At 60.5% G+C, this 21,845-nt stretch carries 20 protein-coding genes; 16 read left to right on the top strand and 4 right to left on the bottom strand.

The features are described 5' to 3' along the window. Window positions 1–174 precede the first annotated feature (174 nt). Window positions 175–1,362 carry a methionine adenosyltransferase gene (gene metK, locus HB376_RS38525; protein ID WP_213768932.1) on the bottom strand — a complete coding sequence of 396 codons (1,188 nt, stop codon included), beginning with the start codon at window positions 1,360–1,362 and terminating at the stop codon, window positions 175–177. 293 nt (window positions 1,363–1,655) lie between these two features. Here metK and HB376_RS38520 point away from each other — a divergent pair, with 293 nt between their 5' ends. From HB376_RS38520 to hslU, 9 genes are all read left to right on the top strand, one after another. Next, the gene (locus HB376_RS38520) at window positions 1,656–2,540 is read left to right on the top strand and encodes a lipid A biosynthesis lauroyl acyltransferase (RefSeq protein ID WP_213768931.1); all 885 of its coding nucleotides are present in this window, start codon (window positions 1,656–1,658) and stop codon (window positions 2,538–2,540) included. A gap of 110 nt (window positions 2,541–2,650) precedes the next feature. Continuing rightward, on the top strand, window positions 2,651–3,535 hold the full coding sequence (gene dapF, locus HB376_RS38515; RefSeq protein ID WP_213768930.1) for a diaminopimelate epimerase: 885 nt from the start codon (window positions 2,651–2,653) through the stop codon (window positions 3,533–3,535). Window positions 3,536–3,564: 29 nt separating this feature from the next. Next, on the top strand, window positions 3,565–4,284 hold the full coding sequence (locus HB376_RS38510) for a DUF484 family protein (protein WP_213768939.1): 720 nt from the start codon (window positions 3,565–3,567) through the stop codon (window positions 4,282–4,284). A gap of 1 nt (window position 4,285) precedes the next feature. Continuing rightward, complete coding sequence (gene xerC / locus HB376_RS38505) at window positions 4,286–5,206, top strand: tyrosine recombinase XerC (RefSeq protein WP_213768929.1); 921 nt, start codon at window positions 4,286–4,288, stop codon at window positions 5,204–5,206. 199 nt (window positions 5,207–5,405) lie between these two features. After that, window positions 5,406–6,608, top strand: a complete 1,203-nt coding sequence (locus HB376_RS38500) for a class I SAM-dependent rRNA methyltransferase (protein WP_213768928.1) — start codon at window positions 5,406–5,408, stop codon at window positions 6,606–6,608. A gap of 185 nt (window positions 6,609–6,793) precedes the next feature. Next, on the top strand, window positions 6,794–7,879 hold the full coding sequence (locus HB376_RS38495) for a GTP-binding protein (protein ID WP_213768927.1): 1,086 nt from the start codon (window positions 6,794–6,796) through the stop codon (window positions 7,877–7,879). Between the two features lie 768 nt (window positions 7,880–8,647). Next, the gene (gene dksA, locus HB376_RS38490; protein ID WP_047895366.1) at window positions 8,648–9,067 is read left to right on the top strand and encodes an RNA polymerase-binding protein DksA; all 420 of its coding nucleotides are present in this window, start codon (window positions 8,648–8,650) and stop codon (window positions 9,065–9,067) included. A gap of 406 nt (window positions 9,068–9,473) precedes the next feature. Further along, window positions 9,474–10,010 carry an ATP-dependent protease subunit HslV gene (gene hslV / locus HB376_RS38485; protein ID WP_089166516.1) on the top strand — a complete coding sequence of 179 codons (537 nt, stop codon included), beginning with the start codon at window positions 9,474–9,476 and terminating at the stop codon, window positions 10,008–10,010. Between the two features lie 42 nt (window positions 10,011–10,052). Continuing rightward, window positions 10,053–11,396, top strand: a complete 1,344-nt coding sequence (gene hslU / locus HB376_RS38480; protein ID WP_213768926.1) for an ATP-dependent protease ATPase subunit HslU — start codon at window positions 10,053–10,055, stop codon at window positions 11,394–11,396. Between the two features lie 95 nt (window positions 11,397–11,491). Here the strand turns inward: hslU and HB376_RS38475 are convergent, their stop codons facing one another. After that, a complete protein-coding gene (locus HB376_RS38475) occupies window positions 11,492–12,034 on the bottom strand; it encodes a response regulator transcription factor (RefSeq protein ID WP_089166514.1) in 543 nt (180 codons plus the stop codon). Beyond that, entirely contained in the window at window positions 12,031–13,377 is a 1,347-nt protein-coding gene (locus HB376_RS38470) for an ATP-binding protein (RefSeq protein WP_213768925.1), read from the bottom strand. The genes HB376_RS38475 and HB376_RS38470 overlap by 4 nt, the downstream gene beginning before the upstream one ends. 108 nt (window positions 13,378–13,485) lie before the next feature. On the opposite strand from HB376_RS38470, the gene HB376_RS38465 reads away from it, so the two are divergent. Continuing rightward, on the top strand, window positions 13,486–15,195 hold the full coding sequence (locus HB376_RS38465) for a tetratricopeptide repeat protein (protein WP_213768924.1): 1,710 nt from the start codon (window positions 13,486–13,488) through the stop codon (window positions 15,193–15,195). Between the two features lie 103 nt (window positions 15,196–15,298). Here HB376_RS38465 and HB376_RS38460 read toward each other — a convergent pair whose 3' ends face one another. Further along, on the bottom strand, window positions 15,299–15,493 hold the full coding sequence (locus HB376_RS38460) for a cysteine-rich CWC family protein (RefSeq protein ID WP_213768923.1): 195 nt from the start codon (window positions 15,491–15,493) through the stop codon (window positions 15,299–15,301). Between the two features lie 257 nt (window positions 15,494–15,750). On the opposite strand from HB376_RS38460, the gene argB reads away from it, so the two are divergent. From argB to HB376_RS38430, 6 genes are all read left to right on the top strand, one after another. After that, window positions 15,751–16,650: an acetylglutamate kinase gene (gene argB, locus HB376_RS38455; protein ID WP_213768922.1), complete on the top strand. Its 900-nt coding sequence runs from the start codon at window positions 15,751–15,753 to the stop codon at window positions 16,648–16,650. 67 nt (window positions 16,651–16,717) lie between these two features. Then, window positions 16,718–17,422, top strand: coding sequence for a pyrimidine 5'-nucleotidase (locus tag HB376_RS38450; protein ID WP_213768921.1), 705 nt, complete (start codon window positions 16,718–16,720; stop codon window positions 17,420–17,422). Between the two features lie 293 nt (window positions 17,423–17,715). Beyond that, window positions 17,716–18,861 (top strand): homoserine O-acetyltransferase, encoded by a 1,146-nt coding sequence (locus HB376_RS38445; protein WP_213768920.1) that lies wholly within the window; start codon window positions 17,716–17,718, stop codon window positions 18,859–18,861. Continuing rightward, window positions 18,858–19,466 (top strand): methionine biosynthesis protein MetW, encoded by a 609-nt coding sequence (gene metW, locus HB376_RS38440; protein WP_213768919.1) that lies wholly within the window; start codon window positions 18,858–18,860, stop codon window positions 19,464–19,466. Before HB376_RS38445 ends, metW begins: the two co-directional genes overlap by 4 nt. Window positions 19,467–19,520: 54 nt before the next feature. Next, window positions 19,521–20,807, top strand: coding sequence for an AmpG family muropeptide MFS transporter (locus HB376_RS38435; RefSeq protein WP_213768918.1), 1,287 nt, complete (start codon window positions 19,521–19,523; stop codon window positions 20,805–20,807). Further along, complete coding sequence (locus tag HB376_RS38430; RefSeq protein WP_213768917.1) at window positions 20,804–21,745, top strand: M48 family metallopeptidase; 942 nt, start codon at window positions 20,804–20,806, stop codon at window positions 21,743–21,745. The genes HB376_RS38435 and HB376_RS38430 overlap by 4 nt, the downstream gene beginning before the upstream one ends. Window positions 21,746–21,845 lie beyond the last annotated feature (100 nt).

Below are 21,845 nucleotides of genomic sequence, written 5' to 3'. Positions count from 1 at the left end.
GACCCGGCTTTCTTCATGCGTGTGCCGTTTTGCCGCTGTGGGCCTCGGACGAAGCAGACCGTTGCGCCTGCGGCTGAAATCGCCGGGATAGGGTCGCGACGGCAGCGCCATCACAAAAAAGCCCGCTTAAGCGTAATGCTCAGCGGGCTTTTTTTACACACTCAAACCAGGAACTCAGGCCGTTTCAGCAACCGGTTCGATACCGGCGGCTTCCGCCAGCAGGAGCGCCTTGTCCGTGGCTTCCCACGAGAATTCCGGCTCTTCACGGCCGAAGTGGCCATACGCCGCCGACTTCTCATAGATAGGACGCAGCAGGTCGAGCATCTGGATGATGCCCTTCGGACGCAGGTCAAAATGCTCGAGCACGAGTTCCTGGATCCTTGCATCCGACACGCGGCCCGTGCCGAACGTGTTGACCATGACCGAAGTCGGGCGCGCCACGCCGATTGCGTAGGACACCTGGATCAGGCAACGCGAAGCCAGCCCTGCCGCGACAATGTTCTTCGCGACATAACGGCCCGCATACGCTGCCGAACGATCGACCTTCGACGGGTCCTTGCCCGAGAACGCGCCGCCGCCGTGAGGTGCCGCGCCGCCGTATGTGTCGACGATGATCTTGCGACCCGTCAATCCGCAATCGCCTTGCGGACCACCGATCACGAAACGTCCGGTCGGATTGACCAGGAACTTGATGTCGCCCTTGATCAGCTCGGCCGGCAGGACCGGCTTGATGATCTCTTCGATCACGGCTTCACGCAGCGCCTTCAGTTCGATGTCCGGCGCATGTTGCGTGGACAGCACGACGGTGTCGATGCTGTGCGCCTTGCCATCGACATAACGCACGGTCACCTGGGACTTCGCGTCCGGACGCAGCCAGTTCAGACGGCCGTCGCGACGCAGATTCGCCTGACGCTCGACCAGCCGGTGCGCCAGGTGAATAGGCAGCGGCATCAGTTCAGGCGTTTCGTCGCATGCGTAGCCGAACATCAGCCCTTGGTCGCCGGCGCCTTGATCGAGGTTGTCGTCATGGGCGGCGTCCACGCCTTGCGCAATGTCCCGCGACTGTTTGTCATACGCGACGAGCACCGCGCAACCGCGATAGTCGATGCCGTATTCCGTGTTGTCGTAGCCGATACGCTTGATGGTGTCACGCGCGACCTGGATGTAGTCGACGTTCGCCTGCGTGGTGATTTCGCCCGCCAGAACGACGAGACCCGTGTTGCAGAGGGTTTCTGCCGCGACGCGCGAATACTTGTCCTGCGCCAGGATGGCGTCGAGGATGGCGTCGGAGATCTGGTCGGCTACCTTGTCCGGGTGGCCTTCGGAGACGGATTCAGAGGTAAAGAAGTAATTGTTTGACACGCTTCAGACTCCATTTGAGTACGGGTAAGTTGTTCACGTAGCCGACTTCGTTTGGAGTCTGAAGCGGCGACGCTTTAGCGGAAAACATGGTCCGGAAAGCGCCGTTAAGCGCTATCCAGCTTCGCCCCGCAAGTTGTCCATTAACTCGGCGAAGGTTTTATTATAGCGGCTTCTCACTTTTGTCACAGAGCCGAACGTTTGCTGCCATCCCAGAAATACCCTCACCCGCGTCATGCCCGGAACGCTCCCCGGCAAAGTCGAAACCCCACCTTCCGGACCCATGGGAGCGTCACATGTTAGGTCGAATTGGCGTCGCGCTCGCGGTGGGCTTCCTGAAGCTGCTCGCCCTCATTCCCTACGGCATCACCGCACGTTTCGGCGACGGTCTCGGCTGGCTGCTTTATCAAGTCCCGAGCCACAGGAAACGGATCGTGCATATCAATCTCAGCCTGTGTTTCCCCGAGTGGCCAGCCGAGCGCCGGGAAGAGGTCGCTCAGAAGCATTTCCGGCACGCGATCCGCAGTTACGTGGAGCGCAGCGTGCAATGGTTCGGCTCGGCGGAAAAGCTCGCCAAGCTGATCCAGGTAGACAGCGAAGTCGATCTCCTCGATCCCGACATGCCGCCCACGTTGTTGCTCGGCTTTCACTTCGTCGCGATCGAGGCGGCTTCGGTGTGGATCAACTACTCGCTGCACAGGACCTGCGGATCGCTGTATCAGCCGATGTCGAACAAAGCGCTCGACGAGATAGCCAAGAAGCAGCGTGGCCGTTTCGACGCCGAAATGGCGAGCCGCGCCGACAGCGCGCGGATCGTGCTGCGCTGGTTGCGGGATCGCAAACCCGTCATGCTTGGAGCCGACATGGACTACGGCATGCGCAACTCCACTTTCGTGCCGTTCTTCGGTGTCCAGGCGTGCACGCTGACAGCGGTCGGCCGCCTGGCCAAGACCGGACATGCGCAAATCATGCCGTTCGTGGGCGAAGTGCTGCCGAACTACAAGGGATACCGGCTGCGGGTGTTCAAGCCCTGGGACAACTACCCGACCGGCGACGACGCAGCCGACGCCCGCCGCATGAACGCATTCCTCGAAGAACAGGTCCGGCTGATGCCCGAGCAGTATTACTGGGTGCACAAGCGCTTCAAGACGCGACCGCCGGGCGAGCCGGGCTTTTATTGACCGGCGAGTACCAGTCTCCGGGAAACAATGCGGGATTGCCACACCTGATCGGGCTCATCCCCCATTCGGTCTAGTGCATGCCCTTGCTGCGCGTCACTTACAATAGCGTCATGAAACTCGAATTCACCAAAATGCACGGCGCGGGCAACGACTTTGTCGTGCTTGACGGCTACTCCAAACCGCTCTCGCTGAACGGAGCCCAGGTGCGCGCGCTCGCGGACCGGCATTTCGGCGTCGGCGCGGATCAGTTGCTGCTGGTCGAAAAACCGGACATTGAAGGCGTTGATTTCAAATACCGCATCTTCAATTGCGACGGCGGCGAAGTGGAGCATTGCGGCAACGGCGCGCGCTGCTTTGTAAAGTTTGTGCGCGACCGGGGCCTTACCAGCAAGACGAGCGTTCGGGTACAAGTACATCACGGCGTGATCGTGCTGACCATGCAGGAGAACGGCGACGTGGTGGTGGACATGGGCCGTCCGGAGTTCGAACCTGCTTTGGTGCCGTTCGACGCGAAAGGCTTGCAAGGCCGCACCGAAGGCCACGACACGCTCTGGCCGCTCGACGTACAAGGTGAAACACGCTGGGTCTCGGTGGTGTCGATGGGTAATCCGCACGCCGTACAGATCGTGGCCGACGTTGAAAATGCACCGGTGCTGACCGAGGGACCGGTGATCGAACATCACACGCGCTTTCCGAATCGGGTGAACGCGGGATTCATGCAGATCGTGAATCGTAGCGCGGTGAAGCTGCGCGTTTTCGAACGTGGCGCGGGCGAAACGCTGGCGTGCGGCACGGGCGCATGCGCGGCGGTCGCAGCGGGTATCCGGCGCGGTCTGCTCGACTCGCCGGTGCAGGTCCAGACTCACGGCGGCGTGCTGACCATCGCCTGGGAGGGCGCGCACAATGCCGCGGCCCCGCTCTTCATGGCCGGCCCCGCCGCCACCGTATTCGAAGGCGAGATCGAGCTTGATGCCAAACTCGCTAACGCCGACTGACCGTCAGGAACCCGATGCTGCCCGATACCATGAATGAACGTGAAGTCGCCGACTACCTGATCGCCAATCCGGATTTCTTTGCCGAGCATGCAGAGTTGCTGGGCTCGATCCGGCTGTCCAATCCGCATGGCAAGTCCGCAGTGTCGCTGCAAGAGCGTCAGATGCAGATGCTGCGCGACAAGAACAAGCAGATCGAACGCCGGTTGGCCGAATTGCTTCGTTACGGACATGAGAACGACAGCATCGCCGCGAAGTTTCATCGATGGACAATTCGGGTCATGTCCGAGCGCGATCCGCATGCCCTGCCGAAAACCATCCCCGCCGGCCTGTGCGAAATCTTTGAGGTGCCGCAAGCCGCGCTGCGCGTGTGGGATGTCGCAGAGCCCTACGCGCAAGCCGAGTTCGCGCGGACTACCAGCGAGGAAGTCCGTTCCTTCACGAGCAGCCTGGCCGCGCCGTATTGCGGGCCGAATACCGGCTTTGAGGCCGCCCAGTGGCTGACGTCGGCGAGTTCGGTCTCGGTGGCATCGGCTACAACGGATGGTGTCGTCGATACCGCCAACACCACCGAATCCATCGCGCTGCTCGCGCTGCGTGATCCGGTCGCCGGTCCTGAAGCCCCCGTATTCGGCTTGCTGGTCATGGGTTCGCCCGATCCACGCCGGTTCCACGAAGGCATGGCCACCGACTTTCTTACGCAAATCGGCACGCTTGCCAGCGCCGCGCTCAGCCGCTTGCTGCCCCACTGACATGACCGACGATCCGGTAACCGCCTATCTGTCGATGCTCGAGCACGAGCGGCGATTATCGGACCACACGTTGCGCGGTTATACGCACGAACTCGACGAACTGAAGAAGCTGGCCAACGGCCGGGCGCTGGAATCGCTGAGCGCCACCGACATGCGTGGCGCTGTAGCGCGCGCTCATGGCGGCGGGTTGTCGGCGCGCTCAATTGCGCATCGGTTATCGGCCTGGCGGGCGTTTTATCGATGGCTTGCCGAGCAGGTTGAAATGCAAGCCAATCCGGTCGCGACCGTGCGCGCGCCGAAACGCGCGAAGTCCCTGCCCAAGGCGCTTTCTGTCGACGACGCCAACGCGCTGATGGAAGCCCCCCAGGCCGACACGCCGGAAGCGCTGCGGGACCACGCCATACTCGAACTGTTCTATTCGTCGGGCTTGCGGCTCGCCGAACTGGTCGGACTGGACGTGCATTTCGTGCAATCCGAAGGATATTTGTCTGCCGGCTGGCTCGACCTCGCCAGCACCGAAGTCAATGTGCTCGGCAAGGGAAACCGGCGGCGGTCGGTGCCCGTGGGCAGCAAGGCGATCACCGCGCTGCGCGCGTGGATTGAAGTGCGCGGGCAATTTGTGAAAGACGATCCGCACGCGCTGTTTCTGTCGGTGCGCGGCAACCGGATGTCGCCGAACGTGGTGCGTGATCGGGTGAAACGCATGGCGTTGCTGGCCGGCGTGCCATCGAATGTGCATCCGCACGTGTTGCGGCATTCGTTCGCCACGCACGTGTTGCAATCCAGCGGCGATCTTCGGGCCGTGCAGGAACTGCTCGGCCACGCGAGTATCGCGGCCACGCAAGTTTATACGTCGCTCGATTTCCAGCATCTGGCTCGCGTCTATGACCAGACGCATCCGCGCGCAAAAAAACGCGACTAAGCCGGCATGGCCGCAAGTGCAAGCAACAAGATACGGACGCGCCGCTGCGCCCGGAAACGTGGCCAACTCCCCGTGTAACGAGCGTAACCACCAGATTCTCTCGCTGCCAATAGAAACAGAAACAGCAACAAAAACGCGGCCCGAAACCTCCCCAGCGTTCACTTCCCCTGTCCAGTCAGCGCTTTCACCGAAGACCCGAATGAACACCATTACGCTGAAACCGGCGAAAGACAAGTCGCTTGCGCGCCGCCATCCATGGATCTACGAAAGCGCGATCGAACATGTGGAAGGCAAGCCCGCACCCGGTGCAACCGTGCTGATCCGCGCCCACGATGGCCGGTTTCTGGCACGCGCGTCATACAGCCCGGTCTCGCAGATTCGCGCCCGTGTCTGGAGTTTCGACGAAAGCGAGCCCATCGATCACGCGTTTTTCAAGCGGCGTGTACAACGGGCGATCGCCCACCGGCAATCGATGGTGCGCGATACCGGCGCCACGCGGCTGATTTTCGGGGAGGCGGACGGGCTGCCGGGCTTGATCGTCGATTACTACATCGCGGACGATGAAAGCCAGCGCGGCCAGTTGGTCTGCCAGTTCATGGCGACGGGCGTGGAACACTGGAAAGAGGCGATCGTGCAGGCGCTGATCGGCGCGACCGGCTGCCCGAACGTGTACGAACGCTCGGACGTGTCGATCCGGCAGAAGGAAGGGCTCGAACAGATCACCGGCGTGCTGGCCGGCGATCCGCCTCCGGCCACTCTGATAGCGAACGAAGGCGGCGTGCGGTATCACATCGACGTCGAACGGGGTCATAAAACGGGCTTCTACATCGATCAGCGGGACAATCGCGCGCTCGTGCGCCAATACGCCGGCGACCGCGATGTTCTCAACTGCTTCTGCTATACCGGCGGTTTTTCGCTGGCGGCGTTGAAAGGCGAGGCAAAACGCGTGGTGTCGATCGATTCCTCCGGCGACGCGCTGGCCCTCGCCCGGCAAAATGTCATCGCGAATGGTTTCGATCCGCAACGCGCCGAATGGCTCGACGCCGACGCCTTCAAGACCTTGCGCCGCTTGCATGAGGAAGGCGAGCGCTTCGACCTGATCGTGCTTGATCCGCCCAAGTTCGCGCCTTCGCGGGAACACGTGGACCGCGCCGCGCGGGCATACAAGGACATCAACCTGACCGGATTCAAGCTGTTGCGCCCGGGCGGCCTGCTGTTTACCTACTCGTGCTCGGGCGCCATTGACGCCGATCTGTTCCAAAAGATCGTGGCAGGCGCCGCGGCCGATGCGAAAGTGGACGCGCGTATCCTGAAGCGCCTGAGCGCAGGGGTCGACCACCCGCTTTTAACCGCGTTTCCCGAAGGGGAATACCTGAAAGGCCTATTGTTGCAAATCGCGTGATCGCCCATAGTTGAGCGCTTCGGAGAGCGCGCATTCAGGGCAGCACAGAGCGTCCGCTTGACAAATATGTTTCAATAATCGACCGACCGCATGTTTTTGGGTGTAGCGCAGGCGTTTCAGACCGCGCTTCGTAGCTCGAAAACATGCTGCACGATCCTTCGACTTTAAAGAACAGGGCGACCATCATGATTCCCGTTACCATCCTGACCGGCTTTCTAGGCAGCGGCAAAACCACGTTGCTCAAGCGCATCCTGAACGACAAGCACGGAATGAAGATCGCCGTGATCGAGAACGAGTTCGGCGAAGAAAATATCGACAATGAGATCCTCGTTCAGGAAACGAACGAGCAGATCATTCAGATGAGCAATGGCTGCATCTGCTGCACGATTCGCGGCGACCTCGCGCGGGCGCTTGAAGATCTCGCCGAGCGCAAGAAGGCCGGCACGCTGAACTTCGATCGCGTGGTGATCGAGACAACCGGGCTCGCGAATCCTGGCCCGGTCGCTCAGACGTTCTTCATGGACAACACCATCGCCGACGAATTCCTGCTCGACGCAATCATCACGCTGGTCGATGCAAAGCACGCCAACCATCAGCTCGACGAGCATGAAGTGGTACAGCGCCAAGTAGGTTTCGCGGACCGCCTGTTCATCACGAAGTCCGATCTGGTCGACGCCGCCACGCTCGACGCACTGAAGCACCGCCTCGTTCACATGAACCCGCGCGCTGCGATCAAAGTCGTGAACTTCGGCGATGCTGACATCAAGGAAATCTTCGACCTGCGCGGCTTCAACCTGAACTCGAAGCTCGAAATCGACCCGGATTTCCTGGCGGAAGACGATCACGCGCACGATCACGACCACGCCGGGCACGACCATGCGCACGACGACGATCACGACCACGCCACCTGCGGCCACGATCACAGCCACGACCACGAGCATGGCCACGCGAATCACCACCACGCGCATCACGACGACAAGATCAAGTCGTTTGTATTCCGCAGCGACCGCGCCTTCGATCCCAACCGGCTCGAAGATTTCCTCGGCGGCATCCTGCAGATCTACGGCGAACGCCTGCTGCGCTACAAGGGCGTGCTGTATATGAAAGGCGTTGATCGCAAGGTCGTGTTCCAGGGCGTGCATCAGATGATGGGCAGCGATCTTGCCGCGAAATGGCAACCGATCGAAAAGAAGAACAGCAAGATGGTGTTCATTGGGATTGAATTGCCGCAGGATTTGATCATCGACGGGCTGACCGCCTGCCTGGTCTGATCGAAGAGATTAAAGAAACCGAAGAAACCGGCGAAACGCGAAGCCCTCACACGGCGGCTTCGCGCCGCCGCTCAATCCAAAACCTCCGTTTTTGGCACAGTTCTCGCTATTTCTCTCCCGAAGCGCAACCATTGCGGCCGTTAAGCGAGGCTAAAATCGCTGCGCCTTCGTGAGGCGGTGCTTTTTCGCGATGAACGTAGTTGCAATATGTGTTCACGCCCACCAAGAACCATCGCTTTTTAAACGTCAGCGCGTTATATTTTTGAGATAACGAACGAATCGCGCCAGTGTTTTGCTTGGGTGTAGTGCGCATTTGCGATTCAGTTACAATACAGCCCCACTGGAGAAGCCGGTACACCGCCGAGCCTTTACTACAAAGCCCGGCGCAAGTGCGGCTGAAAAGAGTCTGAAAAGCGCTCCCGCCGGCGCCGCGAGCAACATTTCACCGTTGTATTGCAAACCGGGTGAAAGCGTGGAAGTGAAAGGTAAGGTGTTGTTCCGAACATCGGGCACCGGTCGAATTGCTTGAAAATCAGCCCAGACGAAACAGACGAATCAGTCTAGATGCAGCGGTCTAGATAAAATCGGCCCCGCGTGGCGCCGTCCAGCGCCGCGAGAGTCGCAGCCCGTTTAGCGTAGTAAGTGCATGCAGTAATTGTTGGCGAGTATCGCCGAAGTGCGGGTAATCCGGACGACGGCGGCGGCGAGCGCGGCGAGCGACCGCGAAGATGGCGAACGACATCGCCCCACATTGAAGAAGCAAGCCAGATGACGACGAAACGATTGTTGACCGAAGACGAAATCCTGAAGATGGCCGACAAGGATTACATGAACGAGGATCAACTCGCGTTCTTCAGGGTCCGACTGGAACAGTTGCAGGCCGACATTCTCAAGAATGCGGGCCAGACGACGGAAAACCTGCGGGAAACCGTCATCGTTCCGGACCCGGCTGATCGCGCGACGATCGAGGAAGAACACGCCCTCGAACTGCGTACGCGCGATCGCGAACGCAAGCTGCTGAAGAAAGTGCAGCAGTCGCTTGCGCGTATCGAGTCCGGCGACTACGGCTGGTGCGAGGAAACGGGCGAGCCTATCGGCATTCCGCGCCTGATCGCGCGCCCGACGGCGACGCTCTCGCTCGAAGCGCAGGAACGACGCGAACTGCGCCAGAAGCTGTTCGGCGACTGATCTGCCGCGGCAGCGTACGCTGCGGCCTCGGCCGCGGCGGGAAACCTGCCGGCCGGGATTTGGTTCGAAGAAATTAGAAGGCGCTTGAAAACACAAAAGGCACACGAAAAATCGTGTGCCTTTTTGTTTTTACGCGCCGTTTTCGCACCGGGCGGCGCTTGCTCCAACGAACAGGCAAGTCCACAACGCCATCGCGCGCAAGATGCCGCAAGAAGCGCCTTGATAAATTCCGCCGCGCCCTAAAATGAACTGGACGCGCTTTCGTGGCGTGGGCATTACAAGAGTCCGTTCGAGCGCAATGCTGCAGCGTGTCCGGGCTCTTCATGCTCCCAAAGGATTCCCCGGCGGCGCGGCGGCACACCGGTCAACTGGCCGCCGCGCCCACTCCGCTTTCAAAGGAATGCACATGGAACAGTTTCACGGCACGACCATCGTCTCCGTACGACGCGGCGACAAGGTCGCCCTCGGTGGCGACGGCCAGGTCACCCTCGGCAATATCGTGATGAAAGGCGGTGCGAAGAAAGTGCGCCGCATCTATGGCGGCAAGGTCCTGGTCGGTTTCGCGGGCGGCACGGCCGACGCGTTTTCGCTCCTCGACCGCTTCGAAGCCAAGCTGGAAAAACACCAGGGCAACCTGACACGCGCCGCCGTCGAACTCGCGAAAGACTGGCGCACGGACCGCATGCTGCGCCGGCTGGAAGCCATGCTGATTGCCGCCGACGCGCAAACCACGCTCGTCATCACGGGTAACGGCGACGTGCTCGATCCGGAAAACGGCATTTGCGCGATCGGTTCGGGCGGTGCGTATGCGCAGGCCGCAGCGCAGGCACTCACCGAAAACACCGAACTCTCGCCGCGCGATATCGTCGAAAAGGCACTGACAATCGCGGGCGATATGTGCATCTACACGAACCACAATCGCGTCATCGAGACGATCGAGTAACACCGCTTTCGCGTATTCGCGAGCACAGGACAAGGACGAACGATGACCACCATGACTCCCGCCGAGATCGTCTCGGAACTCGATAAACACATCATTGGCCAGGGCCGCGCGAAAAAAGCGGTCGCCGTGGCGCTGCGCAACCGGTGGCGCCGCCAGCAAGTCGCCGAACCGCTGCGCCAGGAAATCACCCCGAAGAACATCCTGATGATCGGACCGACCGGCGTCGGCAAGACGGAAATCGCGCGGCGTCTGGCGAAACTCGCGGACGCACCGTTCATCAAGATCGAAGCAACGAAGTTCACCGAGGTCGGCTACGTGGGTCGCGATGTGGACAGCATCGTGCGTGACCTGATCGAAATTTCGGTCAAGCAGACGCGTGAAAGCGAGATGCGCAAGGTACGTTCGCGAGCGATCGATCGCGCCGAGGACCGGATCCTGGACATCCTGCTGCCAAGCGCCCGGCCAGCGGCCGGTTTCAGCAGCACACCCGAGTTGCACGACGACAGCGCGAACAGCACGCGTCAAACGTTCCGCAAGCGTCTGCGAGAAGGTCTGCTCGACGACAAGGAAGTGGAGATCGACATCGAAGCGCCGCAAGCGACCATGGATATCATGGGGCCGCCGGGCATGGAGGAAATGACCGACCAGATCCGTTCCATGTTCGCGAATATCGGCGGCGGCAAGAAGACGCAGCGCAAGGTGAAGGTCAAGGACGCGCTGAAGCTGCTCACCGACGAAGAAGCCGGCAAGCTGCTGAACGACGATGAGGTCAAGACCAAGGCCATTCAGAACGTCGAGCAGAACGGCATTGTGTTCCTGGACGAGATCGACAAGATCGCTTCGCGCAGCGAGACGGGTGGCGCGGAAGTATCGCGGGCTGGTGTGCAGCGCGACCTGCTGCCGCTCGTGGAAGGCACGACCATCAATACGAAATACGGGATGATCAAGACCGATCACATCCTGTTTATCGCCAGCGGTGCGTTCCATCTGGCCAAGCCGAGCGATCTGATCCCCGAACTGCAAGGGCGTTTTCCGATTCGCGTCGAGCTGGATTCGCTGTCCGTGGAGGATTTCGAATCCATTCTGAATACCACCGACGCCAGTCTCGTGAAGCAGTACACGGCACTTCTGGCAACGGAAGACGTCGAGCTGGATTTCAGCGCGGACGGTATTCGCCGGATGGCTGAGATTGCGTTTTCAGTGAACGAGAAGACCGAGAATATCGGTGCGCGTCGGCTCTATACCGTGATCGAAAAGTTGCTTGAAGAAGTGTCGTTCGCGGCGGGCAATCACACGGGTCATCCGGTGAAAATCGATGCGGCTTACGTCGATAAAGCGTTAAACGACGTAGCCGAAGACGAAGATTTGTCGCGCTACGTGCTGTAACGCAATCCAGCAGGCGATCTAGCAAAAAAAGGGCGGCTCCGTATTTCAGCGAATGACTGAAATCGGGAGCCGCCCTTTTACGTTCTACATAACGTTTATTGCCGCACGGGTTTCTTCGCCAGCTTGCGCTGCAGTGTCCGCCGATGCATGTTCAACGCTCGCGCCGTGGCTGAAATATTGCCGCTGTTCTCGGCCAGCACGCGCTGGATATGCTCCCACTCCAGCCGCGCGACCGACAGCAGCGCCGGATGCTCGATAGCCTCTTCGGCCGTCTGCTCGCTGGCCTCCTCCTGCAGCGCGGACAGGATTGTCTCGACGTTCGCCGGCTTGGCCAGATAGTTATCGGCGCCATCTTTCACGGCCTGAACCGCCGTCGCGATGCTCGCGTAACCCGTCAGCACGAGAATCCGTGCATCGGGCTGAAGATCGCGCAAGGGCGCGACAAGCGTCAACCCGGAATCGTTGCCGAGGTGCAGATCGACGGTGATCTGGCTGAACTTTTGCGTGTTCGCCAATCTCAACGCCGTGGCGGCGTCGTGCGCCTGATGCGGCGTATAGCCGCGCCGCGTCAAACCGCGCGCGAGGATGCCCGAGAAAACCTCATCGTCGTCGATGACCAAAAAATTTGTATCGCTCATGCTCTTTTCTCCGTAGTGACGGAAGCGGCGACGCCGCCGCGGCCCGTCCTTGCTGCTTTTTCCCGCGATTCGGGGACGCTTGTGTCGGCGAGACGCAGGATGGCGTGCGTACCGCGCGGGCTGGCTGGCGTGAGCTCGATCGACCCGCCAAGCCGTGTAGCTGCCGAGAATGCCAGATACAAGCCGACACCGTGGCCGCCTTGCGTACTGTCGACGGGCATCGCGCCGAGCGAACCCCGCAATGCCACCGGAATGCCGGGACCCTGATCGCGGACATCGAATTGAATCACGGGCTCGCCAAGGTGCCGGCTCGCCGACGTCGCGAGCGTCACCGAATCGCGGCTGGCCCGCGCCGCATTATCCAGCAGAATGGTCAGTATTTGCCCTACTGCGACGGGATCGCTGAGAAACAGCCCTGCGCGTTTGTGTTCCCCGGCGTCATCTTCCAACTCAATCAACTCGAAACGCACATGCGGATGCCGCAACCGCCATTGTTCGACAAACCCATGCAGCCAGTCATCCAGCGGTTGCCGCGGCGTGGGTCCGGTCGCGCGGCTGCGCAGGCGCGCGAGCGCGGACGTGCACAACGTCATTTGCTGCTCGAGGAGTTCGATATCGGCGGAATAGGGGGCGAGATGCGGGTCGCGACGGGCGGAATCGCGTAACTCCTCGCTCAACATGGCGATGGTCGACAGCGGCGTGCCAATTTCATGGGCGACCGTAGCCGCCTGGACCCCCAGCGCCACGGCGCGCTCGTCGCGCAGAAGCCGCTCCTGGGCATCGGCCAGTGCAAAATCCCGCGCCCGCAGCGCCCGCGACATCCGCGCCACGAACCAGCCGATCAACCCCACGCTGACCATGAAGTTCACCCATAGCCCGATGCGGAAATATTCGAACAAATTCAGCGGATCTTCCATATTCAGCGGCACATAGCTGACCGTCAGCAGCGAATAACAAACGACCGCGAACAACGCGAGCCAGATGGTCAAACGCCACGGCAGCACAGCAGCGGCGATCGCGAGCGACGGCAGGTACAGCGTGACAAACGGATTCGTGGCGCCGCCGCTCAGGAACAGCAGCGCGGACAGCGCGCCGAGATCGACCCAGAGTTGCCCGAACAGTTCGAGATTCGTTTCAGGCTGCGCGCGCGCAACGCGTACCCATGTCAGCGCGTTGAACAATACCTCAAGCGCGACAATAGTCAGAATGGCCGCTAACGGGAGATGCGCACCATAAAATGCCTGTACGACGGCGATGGTAACAAGTTGACCGATGATCGCAAGACTGCGAAGCCAAAACAGGTGACCGAGATTGACGCTGCCTGTGTTCGTTATTCGATGCATCGCGGTGAATTTCACCTCAAATTTCAGATTAGTCTAATGGTTGGACAAAGGGGATTGCCGCATCATCCAACGTTGTCTCGTACAGGGCGGCCAGGCCGCATACACAAAATGACTAACAGCCCATCCTCCCGCCCCAGTCAGCTTCTCAGCGAAGCGCCGCAAACCGGCGCCGCTCAAGACACCATTATCCCGCGTGCGCTGACCGCGTTCATTGACAACGCTCGCAGCGCGAACACGCAAGGCAATCAGGCCGAACGCGCTGTGTGGCTGCAAGCAGCCATGATGTTGCAATCCGACCGGCCGGAGATCGGCCTCGACCTGATCGACGCAATGCTGAAGCAAAGCCGTATCGGCGAAGGTATTCAGCTCGCGGCTCAACTCGTCGATCAGCATCCGCAGCACGCGCTCGCGCTCTGGCATCTCGGTTATGCGCTCCAGCTCGCCAACCGTCACGCCGATGCAATTCCTTTCTACGAACGCGCCCACGCGATCAATCCGGCCATCTTCACGCTGCGCAACAATCTGGCGGTCGCCTACGAAATCACGGGCAGCGCAGATAAAGCACTGGCCATGCTGGAAGAAGCCGTCGCCGCGAATGCCGACGATATCGAAGCGTGGACGAATCTCTCACGCATCTATCCGCGCCGCTGGGAGCTCGATCGTGCGCTCTCGGCCGGGAAGCGCGCGATCGAGATCAATCCGTCGAATGCGCTCGCGTTGTCGAACTACAGTCTCGGGTTGAAAGAAGCGCAGCGCTGGCCGGAGGCCACCGAAGCCGCAGAAACGGCGCTCCGTATCGCGCCCGCGATGCAGCGCCTTCCGTTCAATCTCTCCATTCTCGATCTCGTGCAGGGCAATTACGCGCGCGGCTGGGCCAATTTCGAGTCGCGCTGGAACGGTTCAAGCGAGCTACGCAACGCGCACCCCAACTTCACGATGCCACGATGGAACGGCGAAGCGCTACGCGGCAAGACCTTGTTGCTGTGGGGCGAGCAGGGTTTCGGCGACGCGCTGCAGTTCTGCCGTTTCGTCCCAATGCTGGCGAAAAAGGTTCACGCGCAGGGCGGCACGCTGGTGTGGGCCGCGTTCAAGGCATTGCATCCGCTGATGGCGCGCATGGCGCCGAAAGGCGTCGAGTGTTTGCCGCATGACGGGCCGTTGCCCGCGGCTGACTTCCATTTCCCGCTGCTGAGCCTGCCGCTGCATTTCGGCGTCGACGCGGACACCATTCCGGCGAAGCGCGCGTATCTTTCCGCCGACGCCGACCTCGCCGCCGACTGGCGTGCCGAATTCGCCGCCGACAAACGCCTGCGCGTGGGCCTTGTATGGAGCGGCAGCGAAGGTCATCAGCGCAACATGTTCCGCAGCGTGGGGATTGAACGGTATGCGAAAGCGTTCAGCGGAATCGAGAATGTCGCGTTCTTCTCGCTGCAGAAGGATGCGTCGGGCGCGGTATCCACGGCTCGGGACAGTGGTTTTGAGATCGCGGATCGCACCGGCAAGTTTGAATCATTCGACGACACGGCTGCGTTCATCGATTCACTCGATCTCGTGATTACAGTTTGCACGAGCGTGGCGCATCTGGCGGCGGCGCTCGGCAAGCCGACCTGGATTCTCCTCGACACCAATCCGCATTGGGTCTGGCAACTGGAGCGCACTGACAGCCCGTGGTATCCGACGGCGACGCTGTATCGGCAGAAGGAATTCTCGAAGTGGGAGCCGGTGATGGACGACGTCACGCGTGATCTGGCCGCGCTCGCGGCCACGCATACAGGCGCGGCGCCGCGTAAGCGGGCGGCAAAGAAAGCGGCCGTGTAAGCATTACGAGAGGTTTAAGTCTGCAAAAAGCGGCGATCCGGCAACGGACCGCCGCTTTTTTATGCGCACGCACATTCCGCCAACGCAGCCACGAACGCGACATTCACACGTTTATGCTACGTTGCGTCTCTTCGCGCAAACAATCCGGGCAAAGACACGTCATGCCCGGATTCAAGCGCTCGGCCGGCAAAGCCGGAAGCGCTGCGCACCAGCATTGCGCATCGCCGGTTTGCTGAGCACAACGGAAAAACGCTCCGCACAGGGCGCAGCATTGAGGAGCGGGGTCGGTGGAACGCATGATGGAGCCAAGCCTTTCGAAAACAAAACACGCGGTCACGAGCCGCATTGCGCGCGATGCGGCCGTTGCCGAAGCGCCACGTTTTGACCCGCCCACGCCTGCCCGATCGCATCATTATTTCACGCGCCAACCCCATACTGGCGCGACCAGAGGCTAACTTTCACCCGTCATCGGAATGCTATCGGAAACGCGCTGATGCAGCGCGTCAGTCCTGTACAATTCCGCCTGTTTAAACTGCTCTTCGCCTTATCGCCGCCATGTCCGAGCTTCCCGACCTTACGCAGATCGCGCCGACCCTGAAAGCCGAAATCCTGGCCGAGGCGTTGCCCTATATCAAGCAGTATCACGGCAAGACGATCGTGATCAAGTACGGCGGCAACGCGATGACCGAGGAGCGCCTGAAACAGGGCTTCGCGCGCGACGTGATCCTGCTGAAACTGGTCGGAATGAACCCGGTGATCGTTCACGGCGGCGGTCCGCAGATCGATCAGGCGCTCAAGAAGATCGGCAAGCAGGGCACGTTTATCCAGGGCATGCGCGTCACCGACGAAGAGACCATGGAAGTGGTCGAATGGGTGCTCGGCGGCGAAGTGCAGCAGGACATCGTCACGTTGATCAATCATTTCGGCGGCCATGCGGTCGGCCTCACCGGCAAGGACGGCGGCCTGATCCACGCGCGCAAGTTAATGATGCCGGATCGCGACAATCCAGGAGAATTCATTGATATCGGTCAGGTGGGTGAAGTCGAAGCCATCAATCCGGCCGTCGTGAAGGCGCTGCAGGACGACGCGTTCATTCCGGTCATCTCGCCAATCGGCTTCGGTGAAGACGGTTTGTCTTACAACATCAACGCCGATCTGGTCGCGGGCAAGCTCGCCGTGGTGCTGAACGCCGAGAAGCTCGTGATGATGACGAACATCCCCGGCGTGATGGATAAGGAAGGCAACCTGCTGACCGATCTCTCTGCACGCGAGATTGATGCGCTGTTCGCCGACGGCACCATTTCCGGTGGCATGCTGCCAAAGATTTCATCGGCGCTCGACGCAGCGAAGAGCGGCGTGCGCTCGGTGCATATCATCGATGGTCGAATCGAGCATTCGGTGCTGCTCGAGATCCTGACCGAGCAGCCGTTCGGGACCATGATTCGTTCGCATTGAACGTGGCTCATTGAACGTGGAACCTGCCGGCGCTCGAGTTGAGCTTTTGCGTTCTTCCCGACGCCGGATGAACACGCACGGGCGCCCTGTCTGGTTATTCGATCTCGACAACACGCTGCATCACGCGTCGCATGAGATTTTCCCCGCGATCAATCGCGGGATGACGCAGTACATCATCGACCGGCTGGGCGTGGATGTTGACGAAGCCAACCGGTTGCGCACCGGTTATACGCAGCGATACGGTGCCACCCTGCTCGGCCTGGTGCGCCATCATCCCATCGACGCCGCCGACTTCCTGCACGTCGTCCATACCTTCGCCGATCTCGGGTCCATGGTTCGTGCCGAACGCGGCCTCGCGCGGATGATCCGAGGGCTTCCGGGGCGGAAGATCGTGTTGACCAACGGGCCTTCAATTTATGCTCACGCGGTGCTCAACGAACTGGGTATCGCCAAGCTGTTTGAACGCGTGATTGCCATCGAGGATATGCAGGACCGAACCGGTTATTGGCGCGCGAAGCCTGATGCAGGAATGCTTCGGCGCGCAATGCGGCGGGCTCATGTGCCGCTCTCCGACGCGGTTCTTGTAGAAGATACGCGTGGGCATTTGAAGCGCTATAAGCGTTTGGGGATTCGCACGGTCTGGATCACGGGGCATCTGCCGTCGGTTTTAAATGCCAGCGGCGGGAAGTCTCTTCGGTCGCCGACCAGCGGCCGGCCGCATTATGTCGATCTCAAGATCCGGTCTTTGAAAGGCTTGCGCGGTCTCAGATAGACCAGGCGTATCCCGAGTCGCCTGAAATCACAAAAGTAGTATGGACTTCAAACTTCATCGCTTGGGCTCGCTGCTCCAGCCGTACCCGTAGCTCCCCTTTCCCGTTTTTCCGATATACTTCACCGCTATCTTGATTTGTTTCAACGCGCCGATTTGCTGACTCGATTGCGGGCGCGCGAACCCTGACCCGGTTCACTATAAATGCGGCTAAAGAGGTTGTCAGCCGCGCCACTTGTCTCTTCCAGCGCATCGCCGACGCCGTTTAGCCGCCCTGTTTTCTTTAGGCGGAATGAATGGAATCAATCGGCATCGTCACTCCCCAAACACTGCATTTCACTGAACCGCTGCGCATGCAAAATGGCAGCTTGCTCGGTGACTATGATCTCGTCGTCGAAACCTACGGCACGCTCAACGCCGCCCGCTCGAACGCCGTGCTCGTCTGCCACGCGCTGAACGCCTCGCATCATGTGGCCGGCGTCTATGCCGACGACCCCAAGAACGTCGGCTGGTGGGACAACATGGTGGGTCCAGGCAAGCCGCTCGATACCAACAAGTTCTTTGTCATCGGCGTCAATAACCTGGGCTCATGTTTCGGTTCGACCGGCCCCATGAGCGTGAACGCCGTCACCGGCAAACCGTACGGCGCGAGTTTTCCCGTTGTCACCGTTGAGGACTGGGTCCACGCGCAGGCGCGCGTAGCGGATTTATACGGTATCGAGCGCTTCGCCGCGGTCATGGGCGGCAGCCTCGGCGGCATGCAGGCGTTGGCGTGGAGCATGATGTATCCGGACCGCGTGGCGCACTGCATTGTGGTGGCATCGACGCCGAAACTCTCCGCGCAGAACATTGCGTTCAACGAGGTCGCGCGCTCCGCCATCCTGTCCGATCCCGATTTTCACGGCGGCGATTATTACGCGCACGGCATCAAGCCGCGTCGCGGATTGCGGGTCGCGCGCATGATCGGCCACATCACGTATCTGTCGGACGACGACATGGCCGCCAAGTTCGGCCGCGCGTTGCGTCGGGCAGAAGGCGCCTTGGATGCGTACAACTTCAACTTCGACGTCGAGTTCGAAGTGGAATCGTACCTAAGATACCAAGGCGATAAATTCGCCGAATACTTCGATGCCAATACGTATCTGCTCATCACCCGCGCGCTGGATTATTTCGATCCCGCCAAGGCGTTCGACGGCGACCTGACCAAGTCGCTCGCGCACACCACGGCGAAGTATCTGATTGCGAGTTTCTCGACAGATTGGCGCTTTGCGCCAGCGCGCTCGCGCGAACTGGTGAAATCGCTGCTCGATCACAAACGCACGGTGAGCTACGCCGAAATCGATGCGCCGCACGGCCACGACGCCTTTCTGCTCGACGACGCGCGTTATCACAACCTGATGCGCGCCTATTACGAACGCATTGCCGCCGAGGTGGGCGCATGAACCAAATCACGCTGGATTCTCTTTCGCTGCGCTCGGACTTCCGGGCCATTGCGCGCTGGGTTGAACCGAACTCGTCCGTGCTGGATCTGGGTTGCGGCGATGGGTCGCTGCTCTCGCTGCTCGCCGAAGAACTCGATGTAAAGGGTTACGGTATTGAAATCAACGACGCCGGCGTGCTCGCGTGCGCCCAGAAAGGCGTGAACGTTATTCAGCAGAATCTGGAAGATGGTTTGCGCCTGTTCGAAGACGATAGTTTCGATTTCGCGATCCTGTCGCAGACGCTGCAAACGATCCATCAAACCGCCGCGATCCTGCGTGAAACCGTGCGCGTGGGACGCGAATGCATTGTCTCGTTTCCTAATTTCGGGTACTGGCGGCATCGGCTAACCGTTTTGCAGGGGCGCATGCCGGTGTCGAAAACGCTTCCGTATCAATGGCATAACACGCCGAACGTACGGGTTCTCACCATCCGGGATTTTGAGGCGCTGGCGCCGGAAGTGGGTATCGAAATCCTCGATCGTGCGGTGCTGCACGGTGGGCAGTCCATCCGTTGGGGGGCGAACTGGCGTGGTAGCCTTGCGGTCTATCGCGTAAAGCGAAGCTGAACTGAGCTTGCCGGTTCGTCGCTCGCACACCGCTTACTGCTTCGAATCGATCCTATGTCCAACTCGCCACACGAGGCGCCCGCTCTTACCGCTCACGAAGACCACCCCGGCTGGCGCGCGTTTCTCAACAAACGCATGTTAATTTGCGTGTTTATCGGCTTCACGTCGGGGCTGCCGCTCTTCACGCTCGTCTATCTGGTCCAGGCGTGGTTGCGCACTGAAGGCGTGAACCTCAAAGAGATCGGGCTGTTCGCGCTGATCCAGTTTCCTTACACCTGGAAGTTTATCTGGGCGCCGCTGATGGACCGCTACGTGCCGCGCCTGCCGGGCTGGCGGCCGGGACGGCGGCGCGGCTGGATGCTCGTCACGCAGCTGCTGGTGGCCGTGGCCATTGGCGCGCTCGGGTTTATATCGCCGAAAGACCAGATCTGGACCGTCGCCGCGCTGACCGCGCTCGTGGCGTTTTTCGGGGCGAGCCAGGATATTGCGATCGATGCGTACCGTCGCGAACTCCTGGCGGACACCGAGCAGGGACTCGGCAACGCCGTCTTCGTGAACGCGTACAAGATCGCGGCGCTCGTTCCCGGCTCGCTCGGGCTGATTCTTGCCGATCACCTGCCGTGGTCCACCGTCTTCCTCGTCACGGCGGCGTTCATGCTGCCCGGCATGGTGTTGACGCTCGTGGTCAACGAACCCGAAGTGCATGGCACGCCGCCCAAGAACCTACGCGATGCCATCATCCAGCCGTTTCGCGAATTTATCGCCCGGGACGGCTGGCGCACGGCGCTGCTGATTCTTGGCTTTATCTTCCTGTACAAGCTCGGCGACACGATGGCGACCACGCTCTCCACGTCGTTTTTCCTCGATATCGGCTTCAACAAGACGCAGATCGGCGTCATTGCGAAGACCGTCGCGTTCTGGGCGAGCCTGGCCGGCGGGATTGTGGGGGGCGTGTGGCTGGTGAAGATCGGCATTGCACGCGGGCTCTGGATCTTTGGCGTGTTGCAGATCGTTTCCACGCTCGGCTTTGCGTGGCTGGCGAAAATCGGGCCGTCGCCCGTGGCACTGGCCGCGCTCTACGGGTTCGAAACTTTCGCCACCGGCCTGACGATGGCCGCGTTCGTGGCTTACATCGCGAGCACGACCGATCCGCGTTATACCGCCACGCAATTCGCGCTATTTACGAGTCTTGCGTCGGTGCCGCGGACGTTGGCGTCGGCATCGAGCGGCTTTGTGGTCGCGCAAACAGGCTGGTTCGAGTACTTCATGATCTGCGCTGCGCTGTCTATTCCAGGCATGTTACTGTTGCCGAAAATCGCGCCCTGGAGACCTGTCCAATGAAGGTGCACGCCCTGATCCGCGTCGCCGCTTGCGTTGTGTCGCTACATGCTGGCTTGAGCTTCGCGGTGTCCGCGGCGTCGGGGACTTCCGATGCAGCGCCGGCGGCACCGGCTAATGTACAACCGCCCTATTCCGCCGCCACCGACCAGATCCGTTTTGGCAATGCGGCGTTGTTCCGCAACCTGATTCCATCGGCGACATTGGAACAGCAGTCCGCCGACGAATACGCTCAAATCCTGCGCGAGGCCCGGCGCACGAAGCATCTTCTGGGCGACGACAATCCGCTCGTGAAGCGTGCACGCGAAATTGCCAATCGTGAAATTCCGTTTGCGCTGAAGTGGAATGACCGCTCGAAGAACTGGAAGTGGGAAGTCAATGTAGTGCGTTCGGACGAGATTCGCATGTATTGCCTGCCGGGCGGCAAGATTGTGATTTATAGCGGGCTGATAGACCGGTTGCGTCTCAACGATAACGAACTTGGCATGATGATCGGCCATGAGATTGCGCATGCGTTGCGCGAACATGCGCGTGATCGGCTGGGGCGTCAGCAGGCGGCGCAATTGAGTACGGGAACGATTCCGCCGTTATTCGGTTTCGCCGATATCAGTTCGACCCCGCTGGGGATTGGCGAGCAGTTGCTGGCCATGCGATATACCGCCGCCGATGAAACCGAAGCCGATGTGATTGGCAGCGAGATTGCATCGCGGGCGGGTTACGATCCGCGCGCCGCCATCACGTTATGGAAGAAGATTGATGCGCGTACGCGGCGCACGCCGAACGGTTTTATCTGGATGCATCCGTATGGCGCTGCGCGCGTACACGATCTGATGAAGCGATTGCCGGATATGATGCCGCTTTATGCAAAAGCGATCGGGAAAACGGTGGACCAGTTGCCGGGTTATGCGGGAATGGGGCGGTTTAAGAAGCCTCATATGTGAGGGGGTTTTCGTTCGCACTTGGGGTTCTGGTTGGGTGGGGTTCTGGTTGGGCAAGGGGTTAGCGGTTGGGGTTGATGCCGGGGTGGTGGGTTCTAGCGTC

The sequence above is a fragment of the Caballeronia sp. dw_19 genome, assembly GCF_018449515.1.
Taxonomy (GTDB): domain Bacteria; phylum Pseudomonadota; class Gammaproteobacteria; order Burkholderiales; family Burkholderiaceae; genus Caballeronia.
The sequence above is the reverse complement of the archived record's forward strand: the minus strand, read 5'-3'. Positions and strand labels throughout refer to the sequence as shown.

Bases quoted from the DNA above. Each gene is read 5' to 3' on its own strand.
- HB376_RS38470 (WP_213768925.1), bottom strand. From the start codon at position 13,377: ATGCATCGAATAACGAACACAGGCAGCGTCAATCTCGGTCACCTGTTT.
- dapF (WP_213768930.1), top strand. From the start codon at position 2,651: ATGAAACTCGAATTCACCAAAATGCACGGCGCGGGCAACGACTTTGTC.
- hslV (WP_089166516.1), top strand. From the start codon at position 9,474: ATGGAACAGTTTCACGGCACGACCATCGTCTCCGTACGACGCGGCGAC.
- HB376_RS38445 (WP_213768920.1), top strand. From the start codon at position 17,716: ATGGAATCAATCGGCATCGTCACTCCCCAAACACTGCATTTCACTGAA.
- HB376_RS38475 (WP_089166514.1), bottom strand. From the start codon at position 12,034: ATGAGCGATACAAATTTTTTGGTCATCGACGACGATGAGGTTTTCTCG.
- HB376_RS38460 (WP_213768923.1), bottom strand. From the start codon at position 15,493: ATGCGTTCCACCGACCCCGCTCCTCAATGCTGCGCCCTGTGCGGAGCG.
- HB376_RS38520 (WP_213768931.1), top strand. From the start codon at position 1,656: ATGTTAGGTCGAATTGGCGTCGCGCTCGCGGTGGGCTTCCTGAAGCTG.
- HB376_RS38465 (WP_213768924.1), top strand. From the start codon at position 13,486: ATGACTAACAGCCCATCCTCCCGCCCCAGTCAGCTTCTCAGCGAAGCG.
- xerC (WP_213768929.1), top strand. From the start codon at position 4,286: ATGACCGACGATCCGGTAACCGCCTATCTGTCGATGCTCGAGCACGAG.
- dksA (WP_047895366.1), top strand. From the start codon at position 8,648: ATGACGACGAAACGATTGTTGACCGAAGACGAAATCCTGAAGATGGCC.
- hslU (WP_213768926.1), top strand. From the start codon at position 10,053: ATGACCACCATGACTCCCGCCGAGATCGTCTCGGAACTCGATAAACAC.
- metW (WP_213768919.1), top strand. From the start codon at position 18,858: ATGAACCAAATCACGCTGGATTCTCTTTCGCTGCGCTCGGACTTCCGG.
- argB (WP_213768922.1), top strand. From the start codon at position 15,751: ATGTCCGAGCTTCCCGACCTTACGCAGATCGCGCCGACCCTGAAAGCC.
- HB376_RS38510 (WP_213768939.1), top strand. From the start codon at position 3,565: ATGAATGAACGTGAAGTCGCCGACTACCTGATCGCCAATCCGGATTTC.
- HB376_RS38430 (WP_213768917.1), top strand. From the start codon at position 20,804: ATGAAGGTGCACGCCCTGATCCGCGTCGCCGCTTGCGTTGTGTCGCTA.
- HB376_RS38500 (WP_213768928.1), top strand. From the start codon at position 5,406: ATGAACACCATTACGCTGAAACCGGCGAAAGACAAGTCGCTTGCGCGC.
- HB376_RS38435 (WP_213768918.1), top strand. From the start codon at position 19,521: ATGTCCAACTCGCCACACGAGGCGCCCGCTCTTACCGCTCACGAAGAC.
- HB376_RS38450 (WP_213768921.1), top strand. From the start codon at position 16,718: ATGAACACGCACGGGCGCCCTGTCTGGTTATTCGATCTCGACAACACG.
- HB376_RS38495 (WP_213768927.1), top strand. From the start codon at position 6,794: ATGATTCCCGTTACCATCCTGACCGGCTTTCTAGGCAGCGGCAAAACC.